This window comes from Cyclobacterium sp. 10D3-21, from assembly GCF_055809755.1.
Window position 1 is genome coordinate 693,881 of the sequence record NZ_CM147924.1, and the last position, 24,801, is coordinate 718,681.

Sequence of the window (24,801 nt, forward strand, 5' to 3'; positions counted from 1 at the left end):
TCTCCCATTTCAATGTAAAATAAATCCACTTTAATTCATTCCACATTTCTAATTTTAATGGAGAATGCCTGTGAGGGATTGGTGGTTAAAAGCAACTTTATGTCTTCATTGGTAAAGTCCTGTGCTTTCAATGCAGGAATAAGTTTGCTGAATAGATTGGTATAGCCCTGAATGCTTTGTTTGTCTTTTTGGGGATCGTACCAGCCTGCGTCATGGGATATAAGTATTTTATTCAAAAAACCATTTCTTTTGGCGAAAAGTATTTTCTCCAGGTGCTTGTCCAATTCCCAGCCCAATCCATCAAGACTAATCCAGCATCCTGTGGCCGCTGCTTTAAGGTATTCTTCTGGGTTGGTTTCTGCCTGGGCATGCACCCAAATAAATGCTTCAGGAGACACATTCAAAGATTTGAGTAAGGCCAATTGAGGCCATAATCCCTTTGCTTCCCCTGTGTGGGAAGCTATGGTCAGGCCGGTTTTCAAATGGGTCAGTGCTGCAGCGGCTACCAGCTTACTGTGCATAGGGCTCAATGGATCGGTATTGTCAATGCCTATTTTGATAAATCCAGGGCGGATGGATGTGCCATCTATTCCTTCCTCAAATTCCTTGATCCATATATGGGACAATTCTTTTGCAGACATTGTTTTTGCAAAATCCGGAATAAATTGATTGTTCCGGGCGCCATACAAACCAGTATTTGTAAGGATCTTTAGGCCGGTTCTTTTTGCAATTTTCTCCAATAGCAAAACATCCCTCCCTAGATAATTAGGCGTAGCATCCACGAAGTAAGCGACATTGTATTGTCTTAACTCTTCCAGGTAGGGTGTCATTTCATCGATTACCAATGCGTGGTTCCAGTCACTTGAAGCAATACTATCAGCCCCTATGAAATCCACCAAAATATGTTCATGGGACAGCCATATTTGATCTAAAGTTACTGTGTGTTTCCCAGTAAGGTCTTGGATTATGGGTTTTTTGGAAGTTAGGGAACACCCGTTAATAATTGCAAATGATAAAATTGAAATACAAATTTTAATTGAACTGTCCATCGCTTTTTCTTTTATTCTGAATCAGGAAAAACCTAATTAGGTTTGCCTTGTTAAATCCGGATTTCAGAACGTTTAATATTAACGTTGAGTAGTTGGCTTGGCTCAAAACAAATCTACTCTTTTTTTTACTTTTTATCTGCCATACAAAAATTGGTAAAAAGGATTGTTTATTACCACAATAATAAATTTGTAGTGTTTTGGTTTGGCATGGAAAATTACTTGTAGGGATTAGTCGTTCCCTTTCAAAGGATTTCGTTAAATATCGATTTTCAATTGTGGATTTAAACAGTAATTACCTGGAAGGAAAAGAAATACCACTATCGATGGTGGGGACTTTTCTTGGTGATTTGGTGTGTTGGGTTTTCAAAGCACTAATTTTATTTGTTTTTAATGGCCTAAAAAAACCATTTCAGTAGCCAAATTTCGATTGATGGACTTGTCAATTGAAAATCTTCCAATCGTAGCGTTATTATAGCGTATGAAATTATTTAATCATCAATAAAAATGTATGTTTATTAAATAAAATGTAAATTTATATCAAATTTATTGCTGTAATTTTAATTTTTATGATCTTTTTACTATCTTTGAAATATCAAACAAGGACAAAAGGTCTTTGGTCGATAAGAGAAGCTTGCTTTATAATATCGATGACATATACTGTAGGATGATGAAACTGGCAGACATGCCCTCCTGTCTCGGGGGTGGAGATCACAGAATAAAGAAAATAGCGAGCTCGTATTTTTCCTAACTGCTCCGTGGAGGTTCAACTCCTTCTCCTACAGCAGGTTATTTTGGGTTTATTGTTAATTGACTAAAGCTATGAGATTTTGTTTCATAGCTTTTTTTTTGTCCAATTTTTAGATTGAGAGATGAAATGGCGTGCGATGTGAATTCAAAATGAGTGAACATATTTTTGATTTAGGAGTTTGCCTTAAGCACTATACAGATATTTAAGGATGATTAGAGAATTCTTTTTCTAAATACATTATTAGTTAATAATACTCCGGTTACACAAGTCATGCTAATCATATTATTTTAAAATTTTTGGGTGATTAGATAAATATTGTTTTGGGTATGGAGGAGAAAAAAACACTGAGGCCTTTTTTTTATCGAATTTAGTTAATAATTAAATGCGTAATTCAATTATTTTAAATCTTCAGCTAAGTTATTAAGTATAGTATTGTATGTCTTTAGGTCCGTGTTAAGTGTTATAACACTGATATTTATATTTCTATAGGCTTGTTGTTGAGTAGTAGGGTTTAGTCTTCCGGCTTCCAAGTAGTTTTTAATGTTTTTTGTCAAATCTTGATTAGCTAAAATTAGTGCATTTATGTAGTTTAAAATTTTGGGTTTTTCATTAGTAAATGAATCTATTTTTGCGCCCTCATTATTATCTATTTTAACCTCATTAATTTTTTCATCTTTAGGTTTCAATTTCAAAGCCTTTAACTCCTTTTGCACCTTTATAAATTTATCTTTATAATAATCCGTTGAGTCATTGTTTGTTGATTCTTTTTTGTTTAATAATAAACAAGAATCTAAAGTGTTTTTTACCAAAATATTGGCATATATTAAGGAGTCATTTGCGACTCGTAGATTTTCATTTTCATTTTTCAATTCAATTGGAACCCACCAAGATTTGTTGTCAATTTTGTTTAATATACCTGCTTCTAATTTTTGATTTGAAGAATTGGGAATGCTTTGGTTGATTGCATTAATGCCAGAGGCAGTTACAAAAATTAATAATCCGTTAAAAAAGGCAACTGTTCCCACTATTAAACTATACTTTTCTTTAATCTGAGTTGCTCCTATTAGGGAGATAGTGATTGAAATGGCTAGACCAATCCATTTATATTGATTCTCAACATCCAAGCCAATTACATTTCCAATTATATTTGTGAAAATCCAAACTGCAGTCGAGGCTCCTCCCAGAGTAAATAATGATTTTTTATCGTAGAGTTCTGTAGATATGAAAGTGTTATTCATTTTTCTCAATTTTAATTAATTACAAAAGCCATTTAGTTTCTAATTTTTAATTGTATAAACATATTCCAATATATATTTTTTTGATTTTAGGTAAAAATATATATTCTACATTTTGACTCGCTCTCCTTTATTTTCCTTATTGATCGTTGGCGATTTGGGTTTTTTTTGCAAATTCCTACCGTAATAAACGCAGTCAATTCTTGGGAAATATTATTTTTTTTATTGCAGGTTATTTAAATAAAGGAGCTTTTCAAATATAGGCCTTGTATGGATAAGTTAGTATTGCCTTAATCTTTTGCAATAAATTTCAAAAATTACCCCTTGATACACCTGCTTGAGATTCTCTGTTGGTCTGAAAACAGTTTTTTTTTGATACAATTTAGATCAAAACACGACTGCTTTAAAAGACATGCCATATAAGGCAGAATTCGCAAAAAAAAAGAAGAAGTAGGCATTTGTCTGAAACGCTTAAAAAGAAAAAACCCATAAAAAAAGATTTATGGGGTTTTTTGTGGCCTCGGCAAGAATCGAACTTGCATCTAAAGTTTAGGAAACTTCTATTCTATCCATTGAACTACGAGGCCAATTGCTGTATGATTCAGAATAACAGGTGATTAACCTATTTAGGGCTTGTTTTGGGTAGCTTTTCCCTCCAAAAGATTCGCAATTTAAACCATAATTTTGCTATTACGCAAATAAAAGATAGTCTTATTGTACTTTTAGATATTAAAAGCTTATCTTTGCAGTCCAAAAAATAACGATGGACGGGTTCCATCAATTAACTAAAAGTCAATATAATATGGCAGTAAAAATCAGATTAGCACGTAGAGGTCGTAAAAAAATGGCCATCTATGATGTAGTAATTGCTGATGCTAGGGCTCCACGTGATGGACGCTTTATCGAGAAGATCGGGTCTTACAACCCAAATACTGACCCCGCATCCATTAACATCAACAACGACCGAGCGTTGAAATGGTTGATGAATGGTGCACAACCAACCGATACTGTGAAAGCAATGCTTTCTTATCGTGGAGTCATGTTGAAAAAACACCTTCAGATTGGTGTTGTAAAAGGTGCTATTACTCAAGAACAAGCGGATGAAAAATTTCAGACTTGGTTGGATGGCAAAGAGAAAACTATTTCTGAAAAAGTAGAGAAAATACAATCTGCTAAGGATAGTGTTAAGAAGACAGCATTGGAAGCAGAAACTGCTAAAAATCAAGCTCGTCTTGACGCAATCAAAGAAAGAGAAGATGCTGCAAAAGCTGTTGCTGACGCTGAAGCCAAAGCTGCTGAAGCTGCCGCTGCACCGAAAGCACCTGAGCCTGAAGCTGAAGCTCCAGAAGTAGCGCCTGAAACTGCAGAAGCACCTGAAGCTCCCGTAGCTGAAGCGCCTGCAAAAGAAGATGCTCCTGCTGCGGACGATAAAGCTCCTGAAGACAAAGCGTAAAAAGGATCAATAACCATGAACAAAGACAATTGTTATCAATTGGGCCATATTGCCAAAGTTCATGGATTACATGGAGAGGTTTTGCTGGTTCTTGATGTTGATTTTCCGGAGGACTACGAAGGTTTAGCACATGTTTTTGTGGAAAATGGCAACCGTTTGGTTCCATTTATATTGGAGCACATGGTGTCCCAGCCCAATAGCAGGTTTCTAGCCAAGTTTGAAGAATTTGATCATATAGACCAGGTAAAACCAATGGTTGGTTCGGCTTTATACTTGCCATCAACTGCTCTTCCAAAACTTAAAGACGACCAGTATTATTTTCACGATTTAGTGGGATTTATGGTGGTTGACGAGGTGCTAGGAGAGTTGGGTCAGGTTGCGGTAATCTATGATATGGAAACGCAAGACTTGATCGGTATGGAATACAAGGATAAAGAAGTACTCATTCCTATCAAAGATGGGATCATACAAAAAGTAGATAAGGCAGATAAAAAAGTTTTCTGTCGCTTGCCTGAAGGCTTGATTGACATTTACCTGGAGGATTAATTTTGATGCACATTGATATCATAACCGTTTTACCTGGTCTCCTTGAAGGTCCCTTTTCTCATTCAATTTTGAAAAGGGCTGAGGAAAAAGGACTGGCTAAGGTAGAAGTACATGATCTAAGAGATTATGGTATCGGTAAGCAAAAGACTGTAGATGGTTATGCTTTTGGAGGTGGTGCTGGGATGGTCATGATGATCGAGCCCATAGCCAATTGTATCGATTCCTTGAAAAAATTGAGGGATTACGATGAGATCATTTACATGACTCCTGATGGTAAAACGTTCGATCAGTCAACAGCCAATGCCTTGTCATTGAAACAAAATCTAATCATTCTCTGTGGCCATTATAAGGGCGTAGATGAAAGGGTAAGACAAAAATTCATTACCAGGGAAATTAGTATTGGTGATTTTGTGCTTTCGGGAGGTGAACTTCCTGCGGCACTTGTTACGGATGCGATCATTAGGCTGCTTCCAGGAGTTTTGAATGATGAGACTTCAGCTTTGACTGATTCTTTTCAGGATGGTCTATTGGCTCCTCCTGTATTTACCAGGCCTGCAGATTATGCTGGGCTGAAAGTACCAGAGGTTTTGCTATCAGGACATGCTGCTAAGATAGAGTCATGGAGATTTGAACAATCGGTACGTCGGACTCATGAAAGAAGGCCAGACTTAATGGATGGCGATCTTACCAAAGAGAAGGGCGATAATATATAGAACAAAACGATAATTAAGGATGCTTATTAAGTATCCATAAAAGCGATAAGCAAAATAGTAAAGCAATGAGCGAACTACTTATTAAATTCGTAGAACAGGATTACAAAGATGCGCGATCTAAATTCCCGTCGTTTAAGGCTGGAGATACCATCAATGTTCACGTAAAAATTACTGAAGGTGCAAAAGAAAGAATTCAGCAGTTTCAGGGAACCGTAATCCAAAGAAAAAACAAGAATACCAATGGCGAAACTTTTACCGTAAGGAAAATTTCAAATGGTATTGGTGTAGAAAGAATATTCCCAATCATCTCCCCAAGTATCGAGAAAATCGAAGTTTTGAGAGAAGGTAAAGTAAGAAGAGCAAGATTGTTCTACTTAAGAGGAAGACATGGTAAATCTGCTAAGATTAAAGAGAAAATCAGGGTGAAAAAATAATTGCCTTGAATTTGAATATAGAATTAAGGGAGCCATTGGCTCCCTTTTTTTTTGCCTCAGAAGGTAATTTCTGTTTATTTTTTACAATTGCTTTTTCACAAGATTTAATAATTTGAACTAGAGATACTCCCTATGTAAAGTTTTAGAAAAGCAGGATAGTGCAGGATAGATGTGCGGTTTATTTTGGGTTTATTTCAATATAATTGAATTGTTCAATTATTCAATCTAACCAAAATAATCATGAGAAAATATTACTATTCGGTACAAATTAAGCTCCGAATGTTGATAACTGTATTGCTGATAATGGTAGTCATGGTCGGGTACGCCCGTCAGGCCAGCCAGATATCAGGAAAAGTTGTTAGTGTGGAGGATAACGAACCGCTTCCGGGGGTTTCTATCCTTGTTAAAGGCACTAGCCGTGGAACAGTTACCAATATGGATGGGGAATTTTCAGTTCAGGCTGCCTCCGGTGATGTGCTTACTGTAAGCTTTATTGGCTTTACGACCCAGGAAGTGAATGTCAACGGGGGACAGACCAGTTATGAAATCCTAATGGAATCCTCTATGGGTGACTTAGGAGAAGTAGTTGTTGTTGGCTATGGTTCTCAGCGAAAAGCTGACATTACCTCAGCGGTATCCGTGATCAACATGGATAATTTGGGTGAAATCCCTACCACTAATGTTACGCGTTTGCTTCAAGGGCAGGCCGCAGGTGTGCAGGTAAGACAAACCTCGGGAAGACCTGGGGAGGAAATGGAAGTGACTATCCGGGGAATAGGTTCCTTAGGAGCTGGAAGCAGGCCCCTTTACGTGGTAGATGGGTTTCCAATAGGGACTTCCTTGGGTCAAAACCTTAACCCTTCGGATATTGAAAGCATGACCGTTCTAAAAGATGCCGCCTCTACTGCCATTTACGGAGCGAGAGGTTCAAATGGTGTAATCCTTATCACCACTAAATCCGCAAAAGAAGGGGTTGTAAATCTTGACTTTGTGGTCAATCGGGGCGTGCAGAATGTTCCCGATAGTAGAAGAACCAAGATGATGAATGGGACAGAATTTGCGCAGTTTAAAAATGACAGCTTTGTGGACAGGATCAGGTATTTTGAAAATAGAGAGCCTGCAATTGAGGAAATTCCGCTTGAATTTCGCTATCCTGAACAAAACACCATCTCAACCGATTGGTTTGACGAAATACTAAATCAAAATGCCAGTTTCCAAAATTACAATGCTACCCTTTCTTCTGGAAAAGGAGGAATTCGCTCATTGGTATCTGTGGGTTATATCAACCAGGAAGGAGCCGTTATAGAAACGGGCTTTGAGCGGTTCAATGTCCGGGCCAACATAGGTGGAAAGGTGAATGATTTTATTAGCATGGGATGGAACATCGCTGCTTCTCATTCCAATGAAGACTATGCCTCTACCAATGGAAGAAGTGCCATAATAGGAAAAGCCTTATGGGCGGATCCCCGTTATCCTGTATACAATGAAGACGGTAGTTTCAATGATTATATTGGAGGAACAAACGGTGTGTTTGGTTCTGCTAATGTTGTGCAGGAATTGCACGAGATGGAGCAAAAGCTTTCAGAAAACAATATCATGACCAATGGCTTTTTGGAATTCACCTTTTTAAAGGACTTTAAATTCAGAACTTCTGTAAATGCCATTTTGGAGAATTCTGATCAAAAGGAATTCAGACCTTCTACTCTTGCAGGTGGCGGGTTTAATCAGGCTCCTCCAAGAGAAGCCTCCTTGTATCAGAGAAGAAATGAGACTTTAAATATTGCGGCAGATCAATTGTTGTCGTACAATAAAATTTTAGGAAGTCACAGGGTTGAAGGATTGCTTGGGTTTTCCGCTCAAGAGGAGACCTACAAGTACTTGCAAGGCAATGGAAATGAATTTCCAAATGATCAGGTTAGGTATTTGAGTGCCGCCATTAGACAAACTTCTACCTCTGGAGAAGCCGATTGGAGCCTAATGGCTTACTTTGCCAGAGCCAATTATTCTTTTAATGACAGGTATCTCTTTTCTGGTTCTTTCAGAAGAGAAGGAAGTTCACGTTTCGGTGCTGACAATAAGTGGGGTAATTTCCCTGCTTTTTCTGCTGGTTGGAGAATTTCTGAAGAATCCTTTATGCCTGAAACACGCTGGATTACCGATATGAAATTAAGGGCTAGTTTTGGTGTGACCGGAAACAATGCCATTGGTAACTATTCCAGTTTGTCTAATATGGGTATTTCAAATTACGTTTTGGGAAATGCTATAGCGAACGGACAAATCCTTTCCAATTTCGCCAATGCCAATTTGGGATGGGAACAATCTCAACAAACCGATATAGGGTTGGATTGGGCCATGTTTGATAACAGACTTGTTTTAACGGCGGAGTATTACAACCGATTGACCAATAATATGTTACTTTCTGTAGAGATGCCTGTGATTTCGGGATTTACCCAATCGCTGGACAATGTAGGTAAAGTGCGTAACAGGGGGCTGGAACTGGCATTGGATTACAGAACCAAGTTCAATCAGGTGAACATTAGGTCAAATATTAACCTGACCATCAATAGAAATAAAGTTCTGGAAATAAGAGGCGAAAATGATGAAATATGGTCTGGTGGATTTTATAGTACCTATAATGTTTCTCAAGTAGGCAAGCCATTGGCCATGTTGCATGGTTTTAACATGGTGGGGATTTTCGATACAGATGCTGAGATCGAGGCATGGCCAGATCAAGATGGAGCGGTTCCTGGAACCTATAAGTATTTTGATGCCAATGGTGATGGTGTGATTTCCTATGACCAACAAGACATGATCGAGATAGGAAATCCGCATCCAGATTACATATTGGGCTATACCCTTGGAGGTGATTTCAAGAATTTCGATTTTAATCTGATGTTTACCGGTGCCTTCAATTATGATGTTTTTAGAAATATAGAGGCCACTACGATGAATATGGATGGGGTTTTTAATATCCTTCAGTCTGGGGTCAACCGTTGGAGATCTGCGGAGAACCCTGGAGATGGAAGAGGGGCTACCACCAATACATGGAAATGGCAGCGTGAGTCAAATTCACGATATATTTATGATGCTACACATGTGTGGTTGAGAAATATCACGCTTGGATATACCATTCCAAAGAACCCGATAATACCCAACGCCAGGGTGTTTTTCAGTGCTGAGAATCCATTTCTGTTTTCTTCATTTCCAGGAACCAATCCTGAAATCAACACTAGAGGTGGAATCAATATAGGCGTGGATGACGAAGCTTATCCAATGCCCAGGACATTTACATTAGGCGCATCCATAAGATTCTAACTATAAAATGAGTATAGACATGAAAAAATATTTGAATATATCAATTCTTTGCATAGGCATTTTGCTAATTAGCACGGCCTGCGATGAGGAATTTCTAAATAAAACAGATCCTACAGTTTTGGTATCTGATAATTTCTATCAGACAGAAAAACAAGTTATCCAGGCGGTAAATGGGGTTTATGGGCAATTGAGACCCTGGCATTTGAATCAATGGCAGTATACAGAATTTATTTCTGACAATACTACCCTTCATTTTAACCCTGGAAACAGAGGGAATGGTCCAAGTTTGGAAGCCCTGGAGTTTTGGCAGTACAATCCTGCTACCTCAAACGTCACTAACTTGTACAACAGTACTTATGGCATAATGGTGAACGTCAATACTGCCTTGAGTAAATTACCTGAATCCAATGCTACTGATGCCGTTAAAATGAGATCAGAAGGAGAGCTTAAAATGATCAGGGCCTACCTTTACTTTCACCTGGTACAGCATTTTGGAGATGTAATTGTTATTACGGAGCCGGTAAAATCCCCAGCAGAGGCGTTTGAGTACAACAGATCCCCTGTAGAAACAGTGTACCAGCAGATTATCTCAGATCTAAATTTTGCTGTGGGTGCTTTACCTGCAAGTTATGGATCAGATGATGTCGGTAGGGTCAGCAAAGGGGCAGCTTTAAGTTTATTGGGTAAGGTTCACCTGACAAGGAAAAATTACTCGGGTGCCATAGAAGCATTGAATCAGGTGACCTCTTTGGGTTATGATTTGCTTGATAATTATGCGGATGTCTTTGATCCACAAAATAAAAATCACCAGGAATCCATCTGGGATATTCAATACCAGGGAGACAATCAATACGGTGTCAATAGTAATTTTATCTATACTTTTGCCCCAAGAGAATCAGGTGGTGCGGTCATCGATTTCGCAGGCCAGGATGGCGGTGGCTGGAACACACCTACCAATGAGATCATCGCCCTGTACGAAGAAGACGATTTGAGAAAAGAAGTATCTTTAATGGAAGGTTATACAAATCTTCAAGGAGAGTATGTTGGGGTACCATATATTAACAAATTCAATCATCCACACACTATAAGAGGAGTTACCAATGACAATTGGCCTGTGATAAGGTATGCGGACGTGCTATTGATGCTTGCTGAGGCAATCAATGAAGTAGACGGTCCCACGGGAACGGCTTATGGATACCTGAATGAGATCAGAGATAGAGCAGGATTGGATCCTATTAATGGCTTGGGCAAGGATGCTTTCAGAGAAATTCTTTTAAATGAAAGAAGGATAGAACTGGCATTTGAGAACCATCGTTGGTTTGATTTGAAGCGTACCAAAACCCCCAGTGAGTTAGTCACCATGTTAAACGCATATGGATTAAGAGAGCGGGCGAATCCCACGACTTCCAGAGAAGGGATTCCATTTTCTAACAATGACTTTATTTTTGAGGAATTTGAAATCCTATTTCCTATACCGCAGGACCAAATGAGGATAAATTCTTCATTGGTACAAAATCCAGGTTATTAATTTTTTTTTAAGCTTCAGGAGACTGCGGTTTCCTGAAGCTTTATTTTAATTTTTTAACGGGTCAACAGAATAAAAGCTCATTCACTCTATTTTTTAAAGACTGTTGCGATACAATTTATTTTTATTTTCCGAAAATCAGAATTAAGTTCTATAGTTTGATCCTTGTCCGCGATAACAATTTGCAATTCACGGTAAGACTAGAATAAAGGCAGAAAATCCATTCAGCACAGTACAGGATAGTTTTAGAAAAAATTAAATCTTAATTGGAGTTAAATTAATTACTTATCAGATGGGGATATCAATTTCCCTACCCAAATTAAACCTATTAATTATGAAAAAAAATTGTTACCAATTTATGGATAACAAGCAGCTGTTTACCCTTTTAGCTGTGATGTTATTGAGTTTCGCTTCCTATGCGCAAAGCACCGTTTCAGGTGTGGTACGCTCGGAAGGTGATAACGAGACAATACCGGGAGTGTCGGTGTTGGTAAAAGGGACTACACGAGGAACAGTTACAGACCTTGATGGTAAATTTCAGGTAGAAGCTGCCGCAGGAGAAGTCTTGTCGATAAGCTATATCGGTTATGCCACCAGGGAGATAACGGTTCAAGGTGGTCAAACGCAATATGATGTAAACCTTACCTCTTCTATGAGTGACCTTACTGAGGTTGTAGTAGTAGGATACGGTAGTCAGTTGAAAAAAGAAATAACCGGTTCGGTGCAAACCATAGACGGAGATGATCTGATGGACATGCCAGTATCTCAAATGGCTCAAAAGTTACAGGGGCAGTTGGCAGGTGTACAAATAAACCAAACTACAGGTAGACCAGGACAGGGAATGAATGTCCGTATCAGGGGGCAACTGTCTGTTTCTGCAGGTAGTGATCCGTTATATGTAGTGGATGGTTTCCCTATCACAGGAGATATTTCCACCTTAAACCCGGATGAAATTCAAGACATTACCATTTTGAAAGATGCTGCCTCTACTTCTCTTTACGGTTCTAGAGCTGCAAATGGAGTTGTTCTTATTACTACCAAAAGAGGTAAAGCAGGACAATCAAGCGTTTCTCTAAACGTTTATACAGGTCTTCAAAACGTGCCCCATTACAATCGTTTGGAGATGATGGACGCGGTTGAGTTTGCCCAGTTTAAAAAGGAGTATTATGAGGATGCAGGCAGACCAGTACCGGATATGTTTCAAAATCCTTCTTCTTATGAAGGAAAAACCCAGGATTGGTATGACGCTTTGTTACAAACAGCGCCAATATCCAATTACAACCTGACCATTAATTCCAATACAGAAAAAATGAGAACTTCTGTAGTGGCTGGTTATTTTGACCAGGAAGGTGTGGTATTGAATACTGATTACGAGCGTTTTTCATTAAGGATTAACTCCGATTATACTGCTTCTGACAAGCTTACAATGGGATTCAATATTGCCCCTCAATATGTAAGGGACAATACGCCTAGAACAGATGGTTCAAGAGGTACAGGTATTTTGTTCAATGCACTACATGCATGGCCAAATATGCCAATATACGATGATGAAGGCGAATTGACTTATTACAATAGGTTCCCTGCTGAAACAGGTAATATATTTGCCTATCCAAACTATGTTCGTTCTGCTTTAGAGATCACTAATGAGACCAAGCAAACCAACTTGCTTTCAAATGCATATGTTCAGTATGAGCCTATTGAAGGATTATTTGTAAAATCTACCATTAATGCGGAAATAAGGAATAGCAAATATTTTTATTTCAACCCCTCTACGGCTACTTCAGGAATAAACATTGCTATTCCAGCAGTGGCTTCTTCAGTAAGGGATCATTATGATAATTTTAGCTGGTTGAATGAGAATACGGTTACTTATAACAAATCTATCAATGACCATAACTTCCAGTTATTGGGAGGTTTTACCAACCAAAAGTTTAGAAGAGAAAGAACCAGAGTTGCAGCAGATACCTATGCTGATGATAGACTTCCTACCATTCAGGGGGCCATTAATATCAACAGGGGAGGTACTTTGTCAGATGTTCAGGAGTGGTCATTGACTTCATTCCTTTCCAGGTTGACTTATAACTTCAAAGGCAAGTATTTGATGACTGCAGCGATAAGGGCTGATGGGTCTTCTCGATTTGGTTCTGAAAATCGTTGGGGTGTATTCCCTTCAGTATCCGCTGGTTGGGTATTGTCTGACGAAGGGTTCTTGAATACAAGTGACAAAGTTTCCTTTGCTAAACTTAGAGGTAGCTTTGGTGTCACAGGTAACAATAACATCGGTAATTATACCCAATACGCATTGGTTAGTAATACCGTAAACCATGTATTTGACAATACAGTGGTGCCAGGAGCTGCTATTACCTCATTATCCAATCCTTTCCTAGGATGGGAAACAACCAGGCAATTTGATATAGGACTTGATTTAGGCTTGTTTGATGATCGTGTAACTTTCATTTATGATTTTTACTCGAAAAACACCACCAACCTGTTGTACAATGTGCAGATTCCTCAGGAAGCAGGTTTTGGAAGCTTTACCGATAATATTGGTGAGATCAAATTCTGGGGTCATGAATTTTCTATCACTTCAAGAAATACCGAAGGAAGATTAATATGGACAACCAATGCCAATATCTCTTTTAATAGAAATGAGGTAGTAGCCTTGGCCGATGGAATTGATAGGGTTTATGGTTCCTATCATATTACGCAAGTAGGACAGCCTTTCGGTCAATTTTACGGTCTGAGAAAGCTAGGTAATTATATGGATCAAGATGATTTAGATAATTCTCCTCAGGTTCCTGGACGGTCTACTGTAGGATCCATCAAACTAGAAGATATTAATGGTGATGGTATCATTACACGTGGAGGAGACAATGATGACAGAACAATCATAGGAAATCCTTTCCCTGACTTTACTTATGGTATTACCAATAACTTTAAGTACGGACAATGGGATTTGAATATCATTGCTTCCGGCTCACATGGCAATCAGTTGTACATGAGACACCTTTACAGTACAGCCAATTTGGATGGAGTATTTAATATGGTTGCAAAAGCAACTGATCGTTTCCGCTCTCCTTCGGATCCGGGTGAAGGAATCTTCGGAACCACAGTAGGTGGTGGTAATGTGACAGGGATCGAAAGGGACTGGGCGAATAGCAATTTTGTCTACGATGCTTCCTTTTTCTCTATTAAAAACATTACGCTAGGATATAATATAGGCAAAATTGCCAATGTTGTGAAATCTGCCAGATTATATGCCTCTGTACAGAATGTATACATCTTTACTCCTTACTGGGGAGGTCCTAACCCAGAGGTTAGTCAAGACAATGGAACAGGTGATGGAGGTAATCTAAGCCCAGGAGTTGACCTTACAGGTTACCCAATTCCTCGTACCTTCACTATCGGTGCAAACATTACATTCTAATCAGGCCTTTTATCTTAATTTGATTAAAAATGAAAAAAATAAATATATTTATAGTGCTTTTGGGTATTATGGTATCAAGCTGCGAAGAGTTCTTGACCATTACTCCCGAGACGGCACTCAGTTCTGCCACGTTTTACAAGACAGAGTCTGATTTTGAACAAGCCGTCAATGCTACTTATGCGCCGCTACGTTCGATAGCGGATGACCGTTCCTGGTTATTATGCGAAATGCGTTCGGACAATACGATCTATGCTAGAAATATCAACTTTGGAGCTACAGAGCAACAAGAAGATATTTCTGACCATGCCTTGCCTGAAGCTCAGGGAATCACATCCAATGGGCATGTGCTAAACCAGTACAGACAGGATTACCTTATCATTGCCAGAGCCAACCAAATTCTTTCGGTTATTGACGATGTGGAGTTTGACCAGACGAGTAAGGATAATCTGAAAGGACAAGCTCTTTTCTTAAGAGGTTATGCCTATTATGAATTGGCCAGGTATTTTGGTGGGGTACCACTTCATCTGGATCCTGTAACTGCACGTGAAGAAGCAGCGCTTCCTATCACTCCAGAGGCAGAGATTTACAATCAGCTAATCAGTGATATTCAGTCTTCAATCTCACTACTGCCAACACGTTCTAACCAAGGTGTAGGAAGAGCATCTAAAGGAACAGCTCAAATGTTATTAGCTGATGTTTATATCACCCAGAAAAAATGGGGGGAGGCCGAAGCTTTATTAAATGCGATCGTAACCAGTGGAGAATATGAACTCATAGACGATTATGAAAATGTGTTTTCTGGAAGTACTGATAATAAAAACAATATAGAATCATTGTTTGAAGTACAGTACCTTGAAGGTCCTGAAGGTTTGAATGGAAATTTCTTGTATAGTTTTATGCCAAGACCCATTACTGCTGATGAATTACAACCCATTACCGGAACTTCAAATACCCAGGGGCTTGATGGCGAGGGAAACAATATTCCTACTCCGGACATTATAGCAGCGTATGAGGATGGTGATTTAAGAAAGGATGCATCTATTGCCTATGTAGAGATTTCCGGCAGTGATAGGGACTATAAGGTTTATCCGTATATCAAGAAATATGCTAAAGCCCACGCTTTGAATGGAAATCATGGTATTAACTGGCCAATTTATCGTTATGCGGAAGTGCTACTGTTTTTGGCTGAGGCCTTAAATGAGCAGGGCAAGACATCAGAAGCGGCAGGTTATATCAATCAAATCAGAGATAGGGCTGGATTGGATGAGACCACTGCTTCTAGCCAAACAGAAATGAGAGAAGCTATCTTTAAGGAAAGAAGGGTAGAATTGGCTTTTGAAAACAAAAGATGGTTTGATATCACCAGAGCGGACAGAGTTCAGGAAATCATCGGTGCATTTGGTCAAAGAGCCTTGGCAAACCCATTGGATTATTATTATCCAGCAGGAGCGACTTTCAGGTCCAATGCTTTCACCAACATTACTAAATATTATGCCCTACCTGCGTCTGAAGCTGAGATAACTCCTCATTTCTAATTAGGTTTGTGCAAAGATAAAGCCTTTCACAGGGTTTAATCCGAATTATTCAGTAGAATTCGTAGTGAGTGATTTCATCAGGTAATAGAATGTCTATTGCATATTTCGGGTTTAAGGTACAACGGAAAGCTTCATTGCTTTCCGTTGTTTTTTGGGTTTTTATGACCAAAGGTTTTATTTCAACATTATTGGTTATCATTAGCACCGAATTTGGGTTAAATTTAAAATTGGTTTCAAGCGTGTAGTAACCTATAGGGAGTAGAAAGTTGAATTAACAATAAACTTATGTATAAAAATAAAATTATGAAGAACTGGCTAATGGCCGGATTGATCCTTTTTGTATTGGGATCATGTGGCCAAAGCGATGGTGATCAAAAGGAGGTAAACCCTAAGGTCGCCAAATTAAAATTGCCCGCCGGCTTTGAAGCGGAACACCTATATAGCCCCGGCGACAATGACCAGGGATCATGGGTTGGGATGACCTTCGATGATAAAAATAGACTATTAACGGTGGATCAATATGGAGCTATTTATCGTTTGGAAGTGCCAGCTATAGGATCAGATTCTCTTGCTCCTGCAGTAGAAAAGTTAAGAATTGGAGACAATGGAGACGACAAAATAGGGATGGGCTATGCCCAGGGACTTTTGTACGCCTTTAACAGTTTGTACGTGATGGTAAACCATCGTGCCAATGAGGATTTTGACAAAAGTACAGGTCTGTACAGATTGCAGGATACCAATGGTGATGATCAGTTTGATAAAATCACCACTATAAAAGAATTTACAGGTAGCCCGGGAGAACATGGTCCACACAGTATGGTCGTTTCTCCTGATGGAAAATCTATTTATATCGTTGTGGGTAACCACATAGACGTACCTGAAATGGATCGTTACAGGATTCCACGCGTCTGGGAAAACGATAACTTGATTCCTGAAATTAAGGATCCAAGAGGCCATGCCAACAGCAGAGGAGCACCAGGAGGATGGGTTGCTAAAATTGACCCTGAAGGTAAAGAATGGGAGTTAATCAGTGTAGGGTATAGAAACCCATTTGATGTTGCCTTCAATGAAGTAGGCGATTTGTTTACCTATGATTCCGATATGGAATGGGACTTTGGCATGCCTTGGTACCGTCCTACCCGGATCAATCATGTAACCAGCGGTAGTGAATATGGCTGGAGAACAGGTAACATGAAATGGTCACCTGATTATACAGACAATCTTCCAGCAGTACTGAATATTGGTCAGGGTTCTCCTACCAATGTTTTTTATGGTAGCAAAGCCAAATTTCCTGAAGAATACCGCAATGCATTGTATGCATTTGACTGGAGTTTTGGGATCATGTACAAAATCAACCTTACCCCAAATGGAGGATCTTATTCAGCTACGGGTGAAGAATTTATTTCAGGTTCACCACTACCATTAACAGATGGTGTGATCGGACCAGATGGTGCTTTGTATTTTATGACCGGTGGAAGACGCCTCGAGTCTGATTTGTATAGGGTTCATTATACAGGAGATTTGAGTGGAGACAGTAAAGGTGGACTTACCGAAGCTGACCTTCCTGAAGAACACAAAATACGTAGAAGCCTTGAAGCATATCATACTGGCGCAAAATCCGGTGCGCTTGATTTTGCATGGCCTTACCTAAGCCATAGCGACAGGTTTGTACAATATGCGGCAAGGATAGCTGTAGAACATCAACCACTTTCTGAATGGGAAAGTAAAGCATTGAATGAAACCAACCCAAGAGCATTGACTCAGGCCATTATTGCCTTGGCAAGACATGGAAATGCTTCTCAGAGAAATCAAATGGCTGAAGCCTTAATGGGATTGGATTTTGATAAATTAAGTGAGGAGGATCAAATGAATCTGGTCAGAGCATTTGAAGTGGTTATTGCCAGACATGGTAATCCATCTGGTTCTGTAAGAGATCAATTGGTTGGCTATCTGGATGCTCAGTTTCCTGCTGCAACAAACGAAATCAATAGGGTAATGGGGAAAGTATTGGTGAAATTGGAAGCACCTACTGCCGTGCCTAAATTATTGAGTATGCTGAAAGAGGCTAAAGATGATCCCAACTTTCAGAAAACCCTTACAGCATCTTCTGACTTGATCATGAGAAACCCTCAGTATGGTTTAGATATAGCCAATATGCTGGCCAATGTTCCTCCTGCGCAGCAGACTTACCTGGCTACAGTGCTAGGTGGAGCCAAAGCGGGATGGGATGATGCTTCTTACGAAGAATATTTCACCTGGACCAATAATGCATTCCAGTATAAAGGTGGAAGAAGTTATGTAGGCTTTATTGACAGGTCCAGAAAGATGGCTCTCAGTACCGTTCCAAAATCCAAGTTTGAATATTACGACGAACTTTCAGGTGGTAAAAGACTGTCAGGTTCTGGCAATGAGATTGTAGAAACGACAGTTCAGCCGAAAGGCCCTGGTAAAAGATGGACTGTAGAAGAAGCCGCTCCTTTGGTAGCCGACCTTAAAGGAAGAGACCTTGAAAACGGCAAGGCTATGTTTGGGGCAACGCTTTGTATTTCTTGTCACGCCATGGGCGGAGAAGGTGGAGCCGTTGGTCCAGACCTTACGCAACTCGGTACTCGATTTAGCCCTAAGGATATTCTTGAAGCAACCATTAATCCAAATGATGTGATCTCTGATCAATATGCGGCCATGGTATTTGTGATGGGAGATAAATCTTCTGTTGTTGGAAGACTTTTAAGAGAAGATGAGACGACTTATTATATTTCACAAAATCCTTTTTCTCCAGACATGATTGTGGAGGTTCCAAAGGATAAAGTGACAAGCACCAAGGAGTCTGAAGTATCTGTGATGCTTCCAGGTCTGGTCAATCGACTCAATGAAGAAGAGTTGAAAGATTTGATGGCTTATCTTGTGTCAGGAGGCAATCCAAATCACGAAGTTTACAAATAATAACAATAAATGATAAATGCTTTTCAGGCCAGACAACTATTGTTTGGCCTGAAAATTTTCAACCTAAATCAGCACCAAATGAAAAATATATTTAAAATAACTTCACTGGTTGCCATTTCATCACTGACTTTTTCCTGTGGTTCAGGTCAGCAAAAGGATGAGGCAGCAACAGCCCAAGATGAAGTTGCCATTGTAGTGGATTCTAATGATGGTTTTGAAAAGATTTTTGATGGAGAAACGCTCAATGGTTGGGATGGAGATGCCACTTACTGGAGAGTAGAGAACGGAGCTATAGTAGGTGAAATCACCGAAGCCACCAAATTGGATAGAAACCATTTTATAGTTTATCAAGGAGGACAGCCAGCAGATTTTGAATTTAAAGCTGAATTTAAAATCACAGAGGCTGGTAACTCAGGGGTGAATTACAGAAGTGATGAAGTAGAGGGGCTGGAACATGCTTTAAAAGGATATCAAGCAGATATTGATGGCAAAAACAATTACACTGGCCAAAATTACGAAGAAAGGAAAAGAACTACGCTTGCTTATATAGGGCAGAAAACCAAAATCAATCCACAAGAAAAAGAAGGTGACCTTAGGGCAAATGTAGAAAAGAATGCTTGGTTGGGACTTGAAGTAGTGGAAGAACTAGGTGATCGCGATGAAATGCGAAAAGTGGTAAAATCAAATGATTGGAACGAAATACGGATTGTAGCAAAAGGAAATCGCTTGCAACACTACATCAATGGCACCTTGATGAGTGATGTAACAGATGAAGATCCTGCCAACAGTTCTTCTAAAGGTTATTTGGGAATGCAGGTTCATGTAGGACCTCCTATGCAGGTCGCCTATCGCAATATCTATTTGAAAAATCTTTAATTTGCTGCGATTTCTGACAGGACTTCTTTGTCCTTAAACTATCCGGAAAAAATCAGGGTAGCATCTCATTCAGGAACAACTATTATAGAGTAATTAAGCTTGCAAAACTATGGATGCAAAAAATCAGCGCTGGAGAGGGAAAGTAGGTAATGTGCGACAAATCGGAGGTATTGAGACATCAATACTGGACAATGGAACTGGAAAAGGGGTAAGAATCGCCAATATTGATACAGGTGCAGGTTTTCGTTATCAGCTTGTTTTGGACAGAGCCATGGACATCTCCTCCGCCCAATTTGCTGGGCATGGGCTGTCTTGGATCAGTCATGTAGGCATTACTCCGCCAACACCATTTACTTCGGATGGAATAGACTGGTTGAGTACTTTTGGTGGAGGATTACTTACTACTTGTGGGCTTTCGCATGTAGGAGGCCCGGAAAATGATGCACATGGAAAGAGAGGCTTACACGGTCGAATTTCCAATAGCCCTGCTGAAATCATAGCGATGAAGCAACCAGATATTCAAACCGGTGACCTGGAAATGCACATAACCGGTTTAATAAGAGAGTGTAGTGTTTTCGGACCTAACCTTTTATTGAAAAGGACCATTTCAGGAATTTTGGGTCAACCCTATCTTAAAATATCAGATGAAGTCACCAACATTTCCAATGTTGAAGCACCTCATATGCTGCTGTATCATGTTAATTTTGGATGGCCGCTGGTAGATGAAGGGACTCAAATACTTTGGAATGGAACCTGGGAAGCCAGGGATGGTGATCCCAAAAATCGGATTTTTAATAAAGACAATGATTTTAAATCCTGTCCTGCCCCCATGCCTGAGCACAGTGGCTTTGGAGAAGATGTGGCTTTTATCAAGCCTACCCCCGAGTTAGACGACAGATGCAGGGCCGGATTGTATAATCCATCCTTAGGTTTTGCGTTTAGGATGACCTTTGATAAAAAACAATTGCCCTGGTTGATCAACTGGCAGCATTGGGGAGAGAATGAGTATGTAACAGCATTAGAGCCAGGAACCAACCCACCAAATGGTCAAGCCCAGGCCAGAGAAGACGGCACACTTATCCTATTGAAGCCTGGAGAAAAGAGACAATATGAATTGGTATTTGATGTCTTGACAAATAAGAAGAAAATACAGTCATTTGTAGAGATTAACAAGTAATATATTAACAATAAATCAAAATAGAACCTATGAGTTTGGCAAAAAAAGCATTAGAAGAAGGACAGGGGATTTTGCGTCTGGCCCCTACATGGGTACCCAGATCTTTTTGTGTACCCGGAAGAAGAATAAAACTTCATCCTGATGATTATTATGTTTTGGGTGGAGAAAGAGGAGGTATCGATGAAAGATGGTTTTCATCTACCTGCCCTGCCGAAAACGGTCCACTTACTGGAGAGCATGAAGGCTTGAGTAAAGTGGTCTTAGGAGAAGATGGAAAAGAAGAGCAAATTTTACTGAAAGATGTTATCGATGAGCTGAAAGGCGAAATTATTGGCGACAGAATTTGGGATGAATACGAAAGCTGGCCAATGTATTCAAAGTTTTTTGACAATATGGGACCACTGCCTCACCACATTCATCACAATGATGAGCATGCTGCCAAAATCGGAATGAAAGGCAAGCCGGAAGCCTATTACTTTCCTCCTCAATTGAATAACCATGGAGGTGATTTCCCTTATACCTTTTTTGGTATAGCACCGGGGACTTCCAAAGAACAAATCAAGGAATGTCTCAAGAACTTCAACAAAGGAGACAATAAAATCACCAGTTTTTCTCAGGCTTTCAAACTTGATCCTGGAACTGGTTGGGATGTTCCTCCGGGAATGTTACACGCACCTGGAAGTATGTGTACTTATGAGCCTCAGAAAGCCTCTGACGTTTTCGCTATGTACCAGTCTCTGGTTAATGAAGCCATTATTCCTGAAGAATTACTTTGGAAGGGAACTCCTAAAGAAAGAATCGGAGATTATGATCAATTGATGGAAGTGATAGATTGGGATTTGAATGTGGATCCTAATATATTGGAAACCCGCTTTATGGCTCCTGTTCCTGTTTCAGATGCGGCAGAAATGGAAGCAGCTGGGTATGTTGAAAATTGGATTTGTTACCGTTCAGAGGCATTTAGTGCCAAAGAATTGACCGTCCTTCCAGGACAAACAGTAGTTATAAAAGACAATGCTGCTTATGGTATGATCATGATGCAGGGTCATGGTACCATGGGTGCATGGGATATAGAAACACCTTCTTTGATTCGTTATGGTCAATTGACTCATGACGAATATTTTGTTACTGAAAAAGCAGCAAAAGAAGGCGTTAAAATCACCAATCAGTCGAAAACTGATCCTATAGTGATGTTGAAACATTTCGGCCCTAAAAACCCTGATTTGAAGATTTAGAAGCAAAAAGATAACTATTGGAAACCTTGTGAGAATGGTATTCCAATAGTTATTTATTAAATTGAAGTGAAAATATAAAAGGTTAAACTTTAAGTTTAATTTTCATCTTAAGGTTTCAATTTTTTATTGTGATTTAAATTAATTATTCATTGCTAACCATATAAAATTATGTCCCAAAATAATTTTCCAAAGTTACATAATGCAACATGGCCTGGAATAGTAGGGAAAGGTCCTGATTCTGAGCCTATCATTTCTTTTGATGAGATGTTACAAAACACCGCAAATGCCGAAGTGAATGGTGTGAAGTTTGATGGGGTGGATATAGGGCTTTTTGATCCTCATGTCGATTTGGACATGAATGATGATGGTGTTAAAAAATTAGCGGACAAGGTTTCATCCCTTGGGCTAGAAATAGGAAGTGTGGTAGCACCTATCTGGGGAGGTCCTATTCTGGGCACCAAAGAAGACAGGGTTGTTTACCTGGACATGCTTGAAAAATCTTGTAAGCTTGCCAAAAAATTAAGAGAGATAGGCGTAAGACCAAATGGTATTGTCAGGATAGACACTGCGAGTAGTCCAGAGGTATGGGCAAAAGATCCAAAAGGAAGCCAGAAAATAATTGTTGAAACCCTGAAAGAGGCCGCGAAAATTGCTGAAGGTTATGGCGAAAAACTTGCTGCAGAAGGTGAGATTTGCTGGGGTGGTATGCAAAGTTGGAAAACCATGCTTGAAACACTTGAGTCTGTAAATAGCCCTTTCCTTGGTTTTCAGGCTGATATGGCCCACACCTTATTGTATACGTTGGGATACAATTACCCCGAACATAGATTGCTTCCAGAAGGATATGACTGGAAAGACAAATCGGTTTGGAAAGCAGCTTTAAAAGAAATGACAGATGCATTAAGACCATGGACAATTGATTTCCATGTCGCTCAAAATGATGCTACCGTTTTTGGATCTGGTTCGCACGACAAAACAGGTAGACATTGCCTGGCCAATGATCCTAACGGAAAATTGGATATTGCTGAAGATGCTGGATATTGGTTACGTGATGAAAAAGGCGAATTGACCAAAGCCTTCAAACACATTTGCTGGGATGGTTGTATGTTCCCAAATCAAGTAATGAATGAAGGGAGTACCTGGAACAATATACTGGCAGCAATGATTTCTGTCAGAGAGAAACATGGCTGGAAAGAGTAGTGTGAAGCTCCTTATTTCACCAGCAATTGATTAGCAACCAAAATAATAAAACATGTCAGAAAAAAAGAAAATAAGAATAGGATTGATTGGTACGGGCCTTATGGGCAGAATCCATACCAACGGATATAAAAGATTGGGAGATTTTTTTCCTGAATACGAGTACCGACCAGTTTTACAAGCAGCTTGCTCAAGAAGGGAAGACAAGATCAAAGATTTTGCCGAGCAATGGGGATATGCTTCTTATGAAACGGATTGGAAAAAGATGATTGAAAGGGATGATATAGATGCCATTGATATCTGTACTCCTAACAATACCCATGCTGAAATAGCCATCGCTGCTGCCAAAGCTGGGAAAATGATTCTTTGTGAAAAACCGCTTTCCAGAACCATCGAAGAAGCGGAAGAAATGGTGAAAGTTGTCGAAGAAACAGGTGTAAGAAATACCGTATGGTACAATTACAGAAGAGTTCCTGCGGTAACCTTGGCAAAACAAATAATTGATTCCGGAAAATTAGGTAAGATCTTCCATTATCGGGCCAACTTCCTTCAGGATTGGACGATAAGTCCTGATTTGCCACAAGGTGGAGATGCACTTTGGAGACTGGATGCAGCTGCTGCCGGATCAGGAGTGACAGGTGATCTTTTGGCTCACTGTATAGATACTGCCATGTGGCTTAATGGAGGAATCAAAGATGTTTCTGCCATGACCGAGACCTTTATCAAGGAAAGGGTACACCAGGGAAGCGGTGAAAAACAGAAGGTTGAAATAGATGATGCTTGTGCATTCCATTGTCATTTTGCCAATGGCTCACTGGGTCTTTTTGAAGCGACGCGTTATGCGAGAGGCCATAAAGCCCTTTACACTTTCGAAATCAATGGTGAACATGCCTCCATTCGATGGGATTTACACGACTTGAATAGATTGGAATATTTTGATCACAACGATGAGCCTCAGGTAAGAGGTTGGCGTTCCATTCATGTCACAGAAGGGGACCAACCTTATATGGATCGCTGGTGGATACCTGGAACAAGTATAGGTTATGAACATTCATTTATTCATCAAGTAGCAGATTTCTTCAAGAGCCTTGAAGGAGATGAGCCTTGTCGCCCAACATTTAGAGATGCGTATGAAACCCAAAAGGTCTGTGAAGCTGTTCTGGACTCTGCCAAATCCAGGAGCTGGAAAGATACAGGCGTTGATTGGATAGAATAACCCTGAAAGGGAACATTTAATGCATTAATTAAAAGCCAAGTCATACAGTTTTGTAATGACTTGGCTTTTTTTACTCAAAAGGTGATAAAGGCGACAAGTTCTTTCCAAACCTTTCGGAGATCCCGATATTTCAGCCTGTTATTGGAAAAGTTTTTTACCAGATTAAGGTGTTCAATC

General features: G+C 39.6%; 16 protein-coding genes and 1 tRNA gene. 14 read left to right on the forward strand and 3 right to left on the reverse strand.

The genetic code is table 11. The features are described 5' to 3' along the window. Window positions 1-35: 35 nt before the first annotated feature. The 3 genes from AC0L7T_RS03030 to AC0L7T_RS03040 all read right to left on the reverse strand — a co-directional run bounded on the left by AC0L7T_RS03030 (window position 36) and on the right by AC0L7T_RS03040 (window position 3,619). Entirely contained in the window at window positions 36-1,049 is a 1,014-nt protein-coding gene (locus AC0L7T_RS03030; protein ID WP_473340993.1) for a phosphotriesterase family protein, read from the reverse strand. Window positions 1,050-2,192: 1,143 nt separating this feature from the next. Further along, entirely contained in the window at window positions 2,193-3,035 is an 843-nt protein-coding gene (locus tag AC0L7T_RS03035) for a hypothetical protein (protein ID WP_473340994.1), read from the reverse strand. Between the two features lie 512 nt (window positions 3,036-3,547). After that, a tRNA-Arg gene (locus tag AC0L7T_RS03040) sits at window positions 3,548-3,619 on the reverse strand. A gap of 215 nt (window positions 3,620-3,834) precedes the next feature. On the opposite strand from AC0L7T_RS03040, the gene AC0L7T_RS03045 reads away from it, so the two are divergent. The 14 genes from AC0L7T_RS03045 to AC0L7T_RS03110 all read left to right on the forward strand — a co-directional run bounded on the left by AC0L7T_RS03045 (window position 3,835) and on the right by AC0L7T_RS03110 (window position 24,624). Beyond that, window positions 3,835-4,485 (forward strand): 30S ribosomal protein S16, encoded by a 651-nt coding sequence (locus tag AC0L7T_RS03045; RefSeq protein WP_473340995.1) that lies wholly within the window; start codon window positions 3,835-3,837, stop codon window positions 4,483-4,485. 15 nt (window positions 4,486-4,500) lie between these two features. Beyond that, a complete protein-coding gene (gene rimM, locus AC0L7T_RS03050) occupies window positions 4,501-5,031 on the forward strand; it encodes a ribosome maturation factor RimM (RefSeq protein ID WP_473340996.1) in 531 nt (176 codons plus the stop codon). A 5-nt stretch (window positions 5,032-5,036) separates the two neighbouring features. After that, window positions 5,037-5,744, forward strand: a complete 708-nt coding sequence (trmD, locus tag AC0L7T_RS03055; RefSeq protein ID WP_473340997.1) for a tRNA (guanosine(37)-N1)-methyltransferase TrmD — start codon at window positions 5,037-5,039, stop codon at window positions 5,742-5,744. 65 nt (window positions 5,745-5,809) lie between these two features. Beyond that, window positions 5,810-6,178, forward strand: a complete 369-nt coding sequence (rplS, locus tag AC0L7T_RS03060) for a 50S ribosomal protein L19 (protein ID WP_473340998.1) — start codon at window positions 5,810-5,812, stop codon at window positions 6,176-6,178. A 240-nt stretch (window positions 6,179-6,418) separates the two neighbouring features. Continuing rightward, entirely contained in the window at window positions 6,419-9,493 is a 3,075-nt protein-coding gene (locus tag AC0L7T_RS03065; RefSeq protein WP_473340999.1) for a SusC/RagA family TonB-linked outer membrane protein, read from the forward strand. 19 nt (window positions 9,494-9,512) lie between these two features. Next, window positions 9,513-11,021, forward strand: coding sequence for a RagB/SusD family nutrient uptake outer membrane protein (locus tag AC0L7T_RS03070; RefSeq protein ID WP_473341000.1), 1,509 nt, complete (start codon window positions 9,513-9,515; stop codon window positions 11,019-11,021). Window positions 11,022-11,352: 331 nt separating this feature from the next. Continuing rightward, the gene (locus tag AC0L7T_RS03075) at window positions 11,353-14,445 is read left to right on the forward strand and encodes a SusC/RagA family TonB-linked outer membrane protein (RefSeq protein ID WP_473341001.1); all 3,093 of its coding nucleotides are present in this window, start codon (window positions 11,353-11,355) and stop codon (window positions 14,443-14,445) included. 29 nt (window positions 14,446-14,474) lie between these two features. Next, window positions 14,475-15,980 (forward strand): RagB/SusD family nutrient uptake outer membrane protein, encoded by a 1,506-nt coding sequence (locus AC0L7T_RS03080; RefSeq protein WP_473341002.1) that lies wholly within the window; start codon window positions 14,475-14,477, stop codon window positions 15,978-15,980. Between the two features lie 303 nt (window positions 15,981-16,283). Then, window positions 16,284-18,923 carry a c-type cytochrome gene (locus AC0L7T_RS03085; RefSeq protein ID WP_473341003.1) on the forward strand — a complete coding sequence of 880 codons (2,640 nt, stop codon included), beginning with the start codon at window positions 16,284-16,286 and terminating at the stop codon, window positions 18,921-18,923. 78 nt (window positions 18,924-19,001) lie between these two features. Continuing rightward, window positions 19,002-19,799, forward strand: coding sequence for a 3-keto-disaccharide hydrolase (locus AC0L7T_RS03090; RefSeq protein WP_473341004.1), 798 nt, complete (start codon window positions 19,002-19,004; stop codon window positions 19,797-19,799). Between the two features lie 109 nt (window positions 19,800-19,908). Next, window positions 19,909-20,976 (forward strand): aldose 1-epimerase family protein, encoded by a 1,068-nt coding sequence (locus AC0L7T_RS03095; protein WP_473341005.1) that lies wholly within the window; start codon window positions 19,909-19,911, stop codon window positions 20,974-20,976. Between the two features lie 29 nt (window positions 20,977-21,005). Next, on the forward strand, window positions 21,006-22,211 hold the full coding sequence (locus tag AC0L7T_RS03100) for a class I mannose-6-phosphate isomerase (protein WP_473341006.1): 1,206 nt from the start codon (window positions 21,006-21,008) through the stop codon (window positions 22,209-22,211). A gap of 168 nt (window positions 22,212-22,379) precedes the next feature. Beyond that, window positions 22,380-23,411 carry a sugar phosphate isomerase/epimerase family protein gene (locus tag AC0L7T_RS03105; protein WP_473341007.1) on the forward strand — a complete coding sequence of 344 codons (1,032 nt, stop codon included), beginning with the start codon at window positions 22,380-22,382 and terminating at the stop codon, window positions 23,409-23,411. A gap of 52 nt (window positions 23,412-23,463) precedes the next feature. Beyond that, complete coding sequence (locus AC0L7T_RS03110; protein WP_473341008.1) at window positions 23,464-24,624, forward strand: Gfo/Idh/MocA family protein; 1,161 nt, start codon at window positions 23,464-23,466, stop codon at window positions 24,622-24,624. Window positions 24,625-24,801 lie beyond the last annotated feature (177 nt).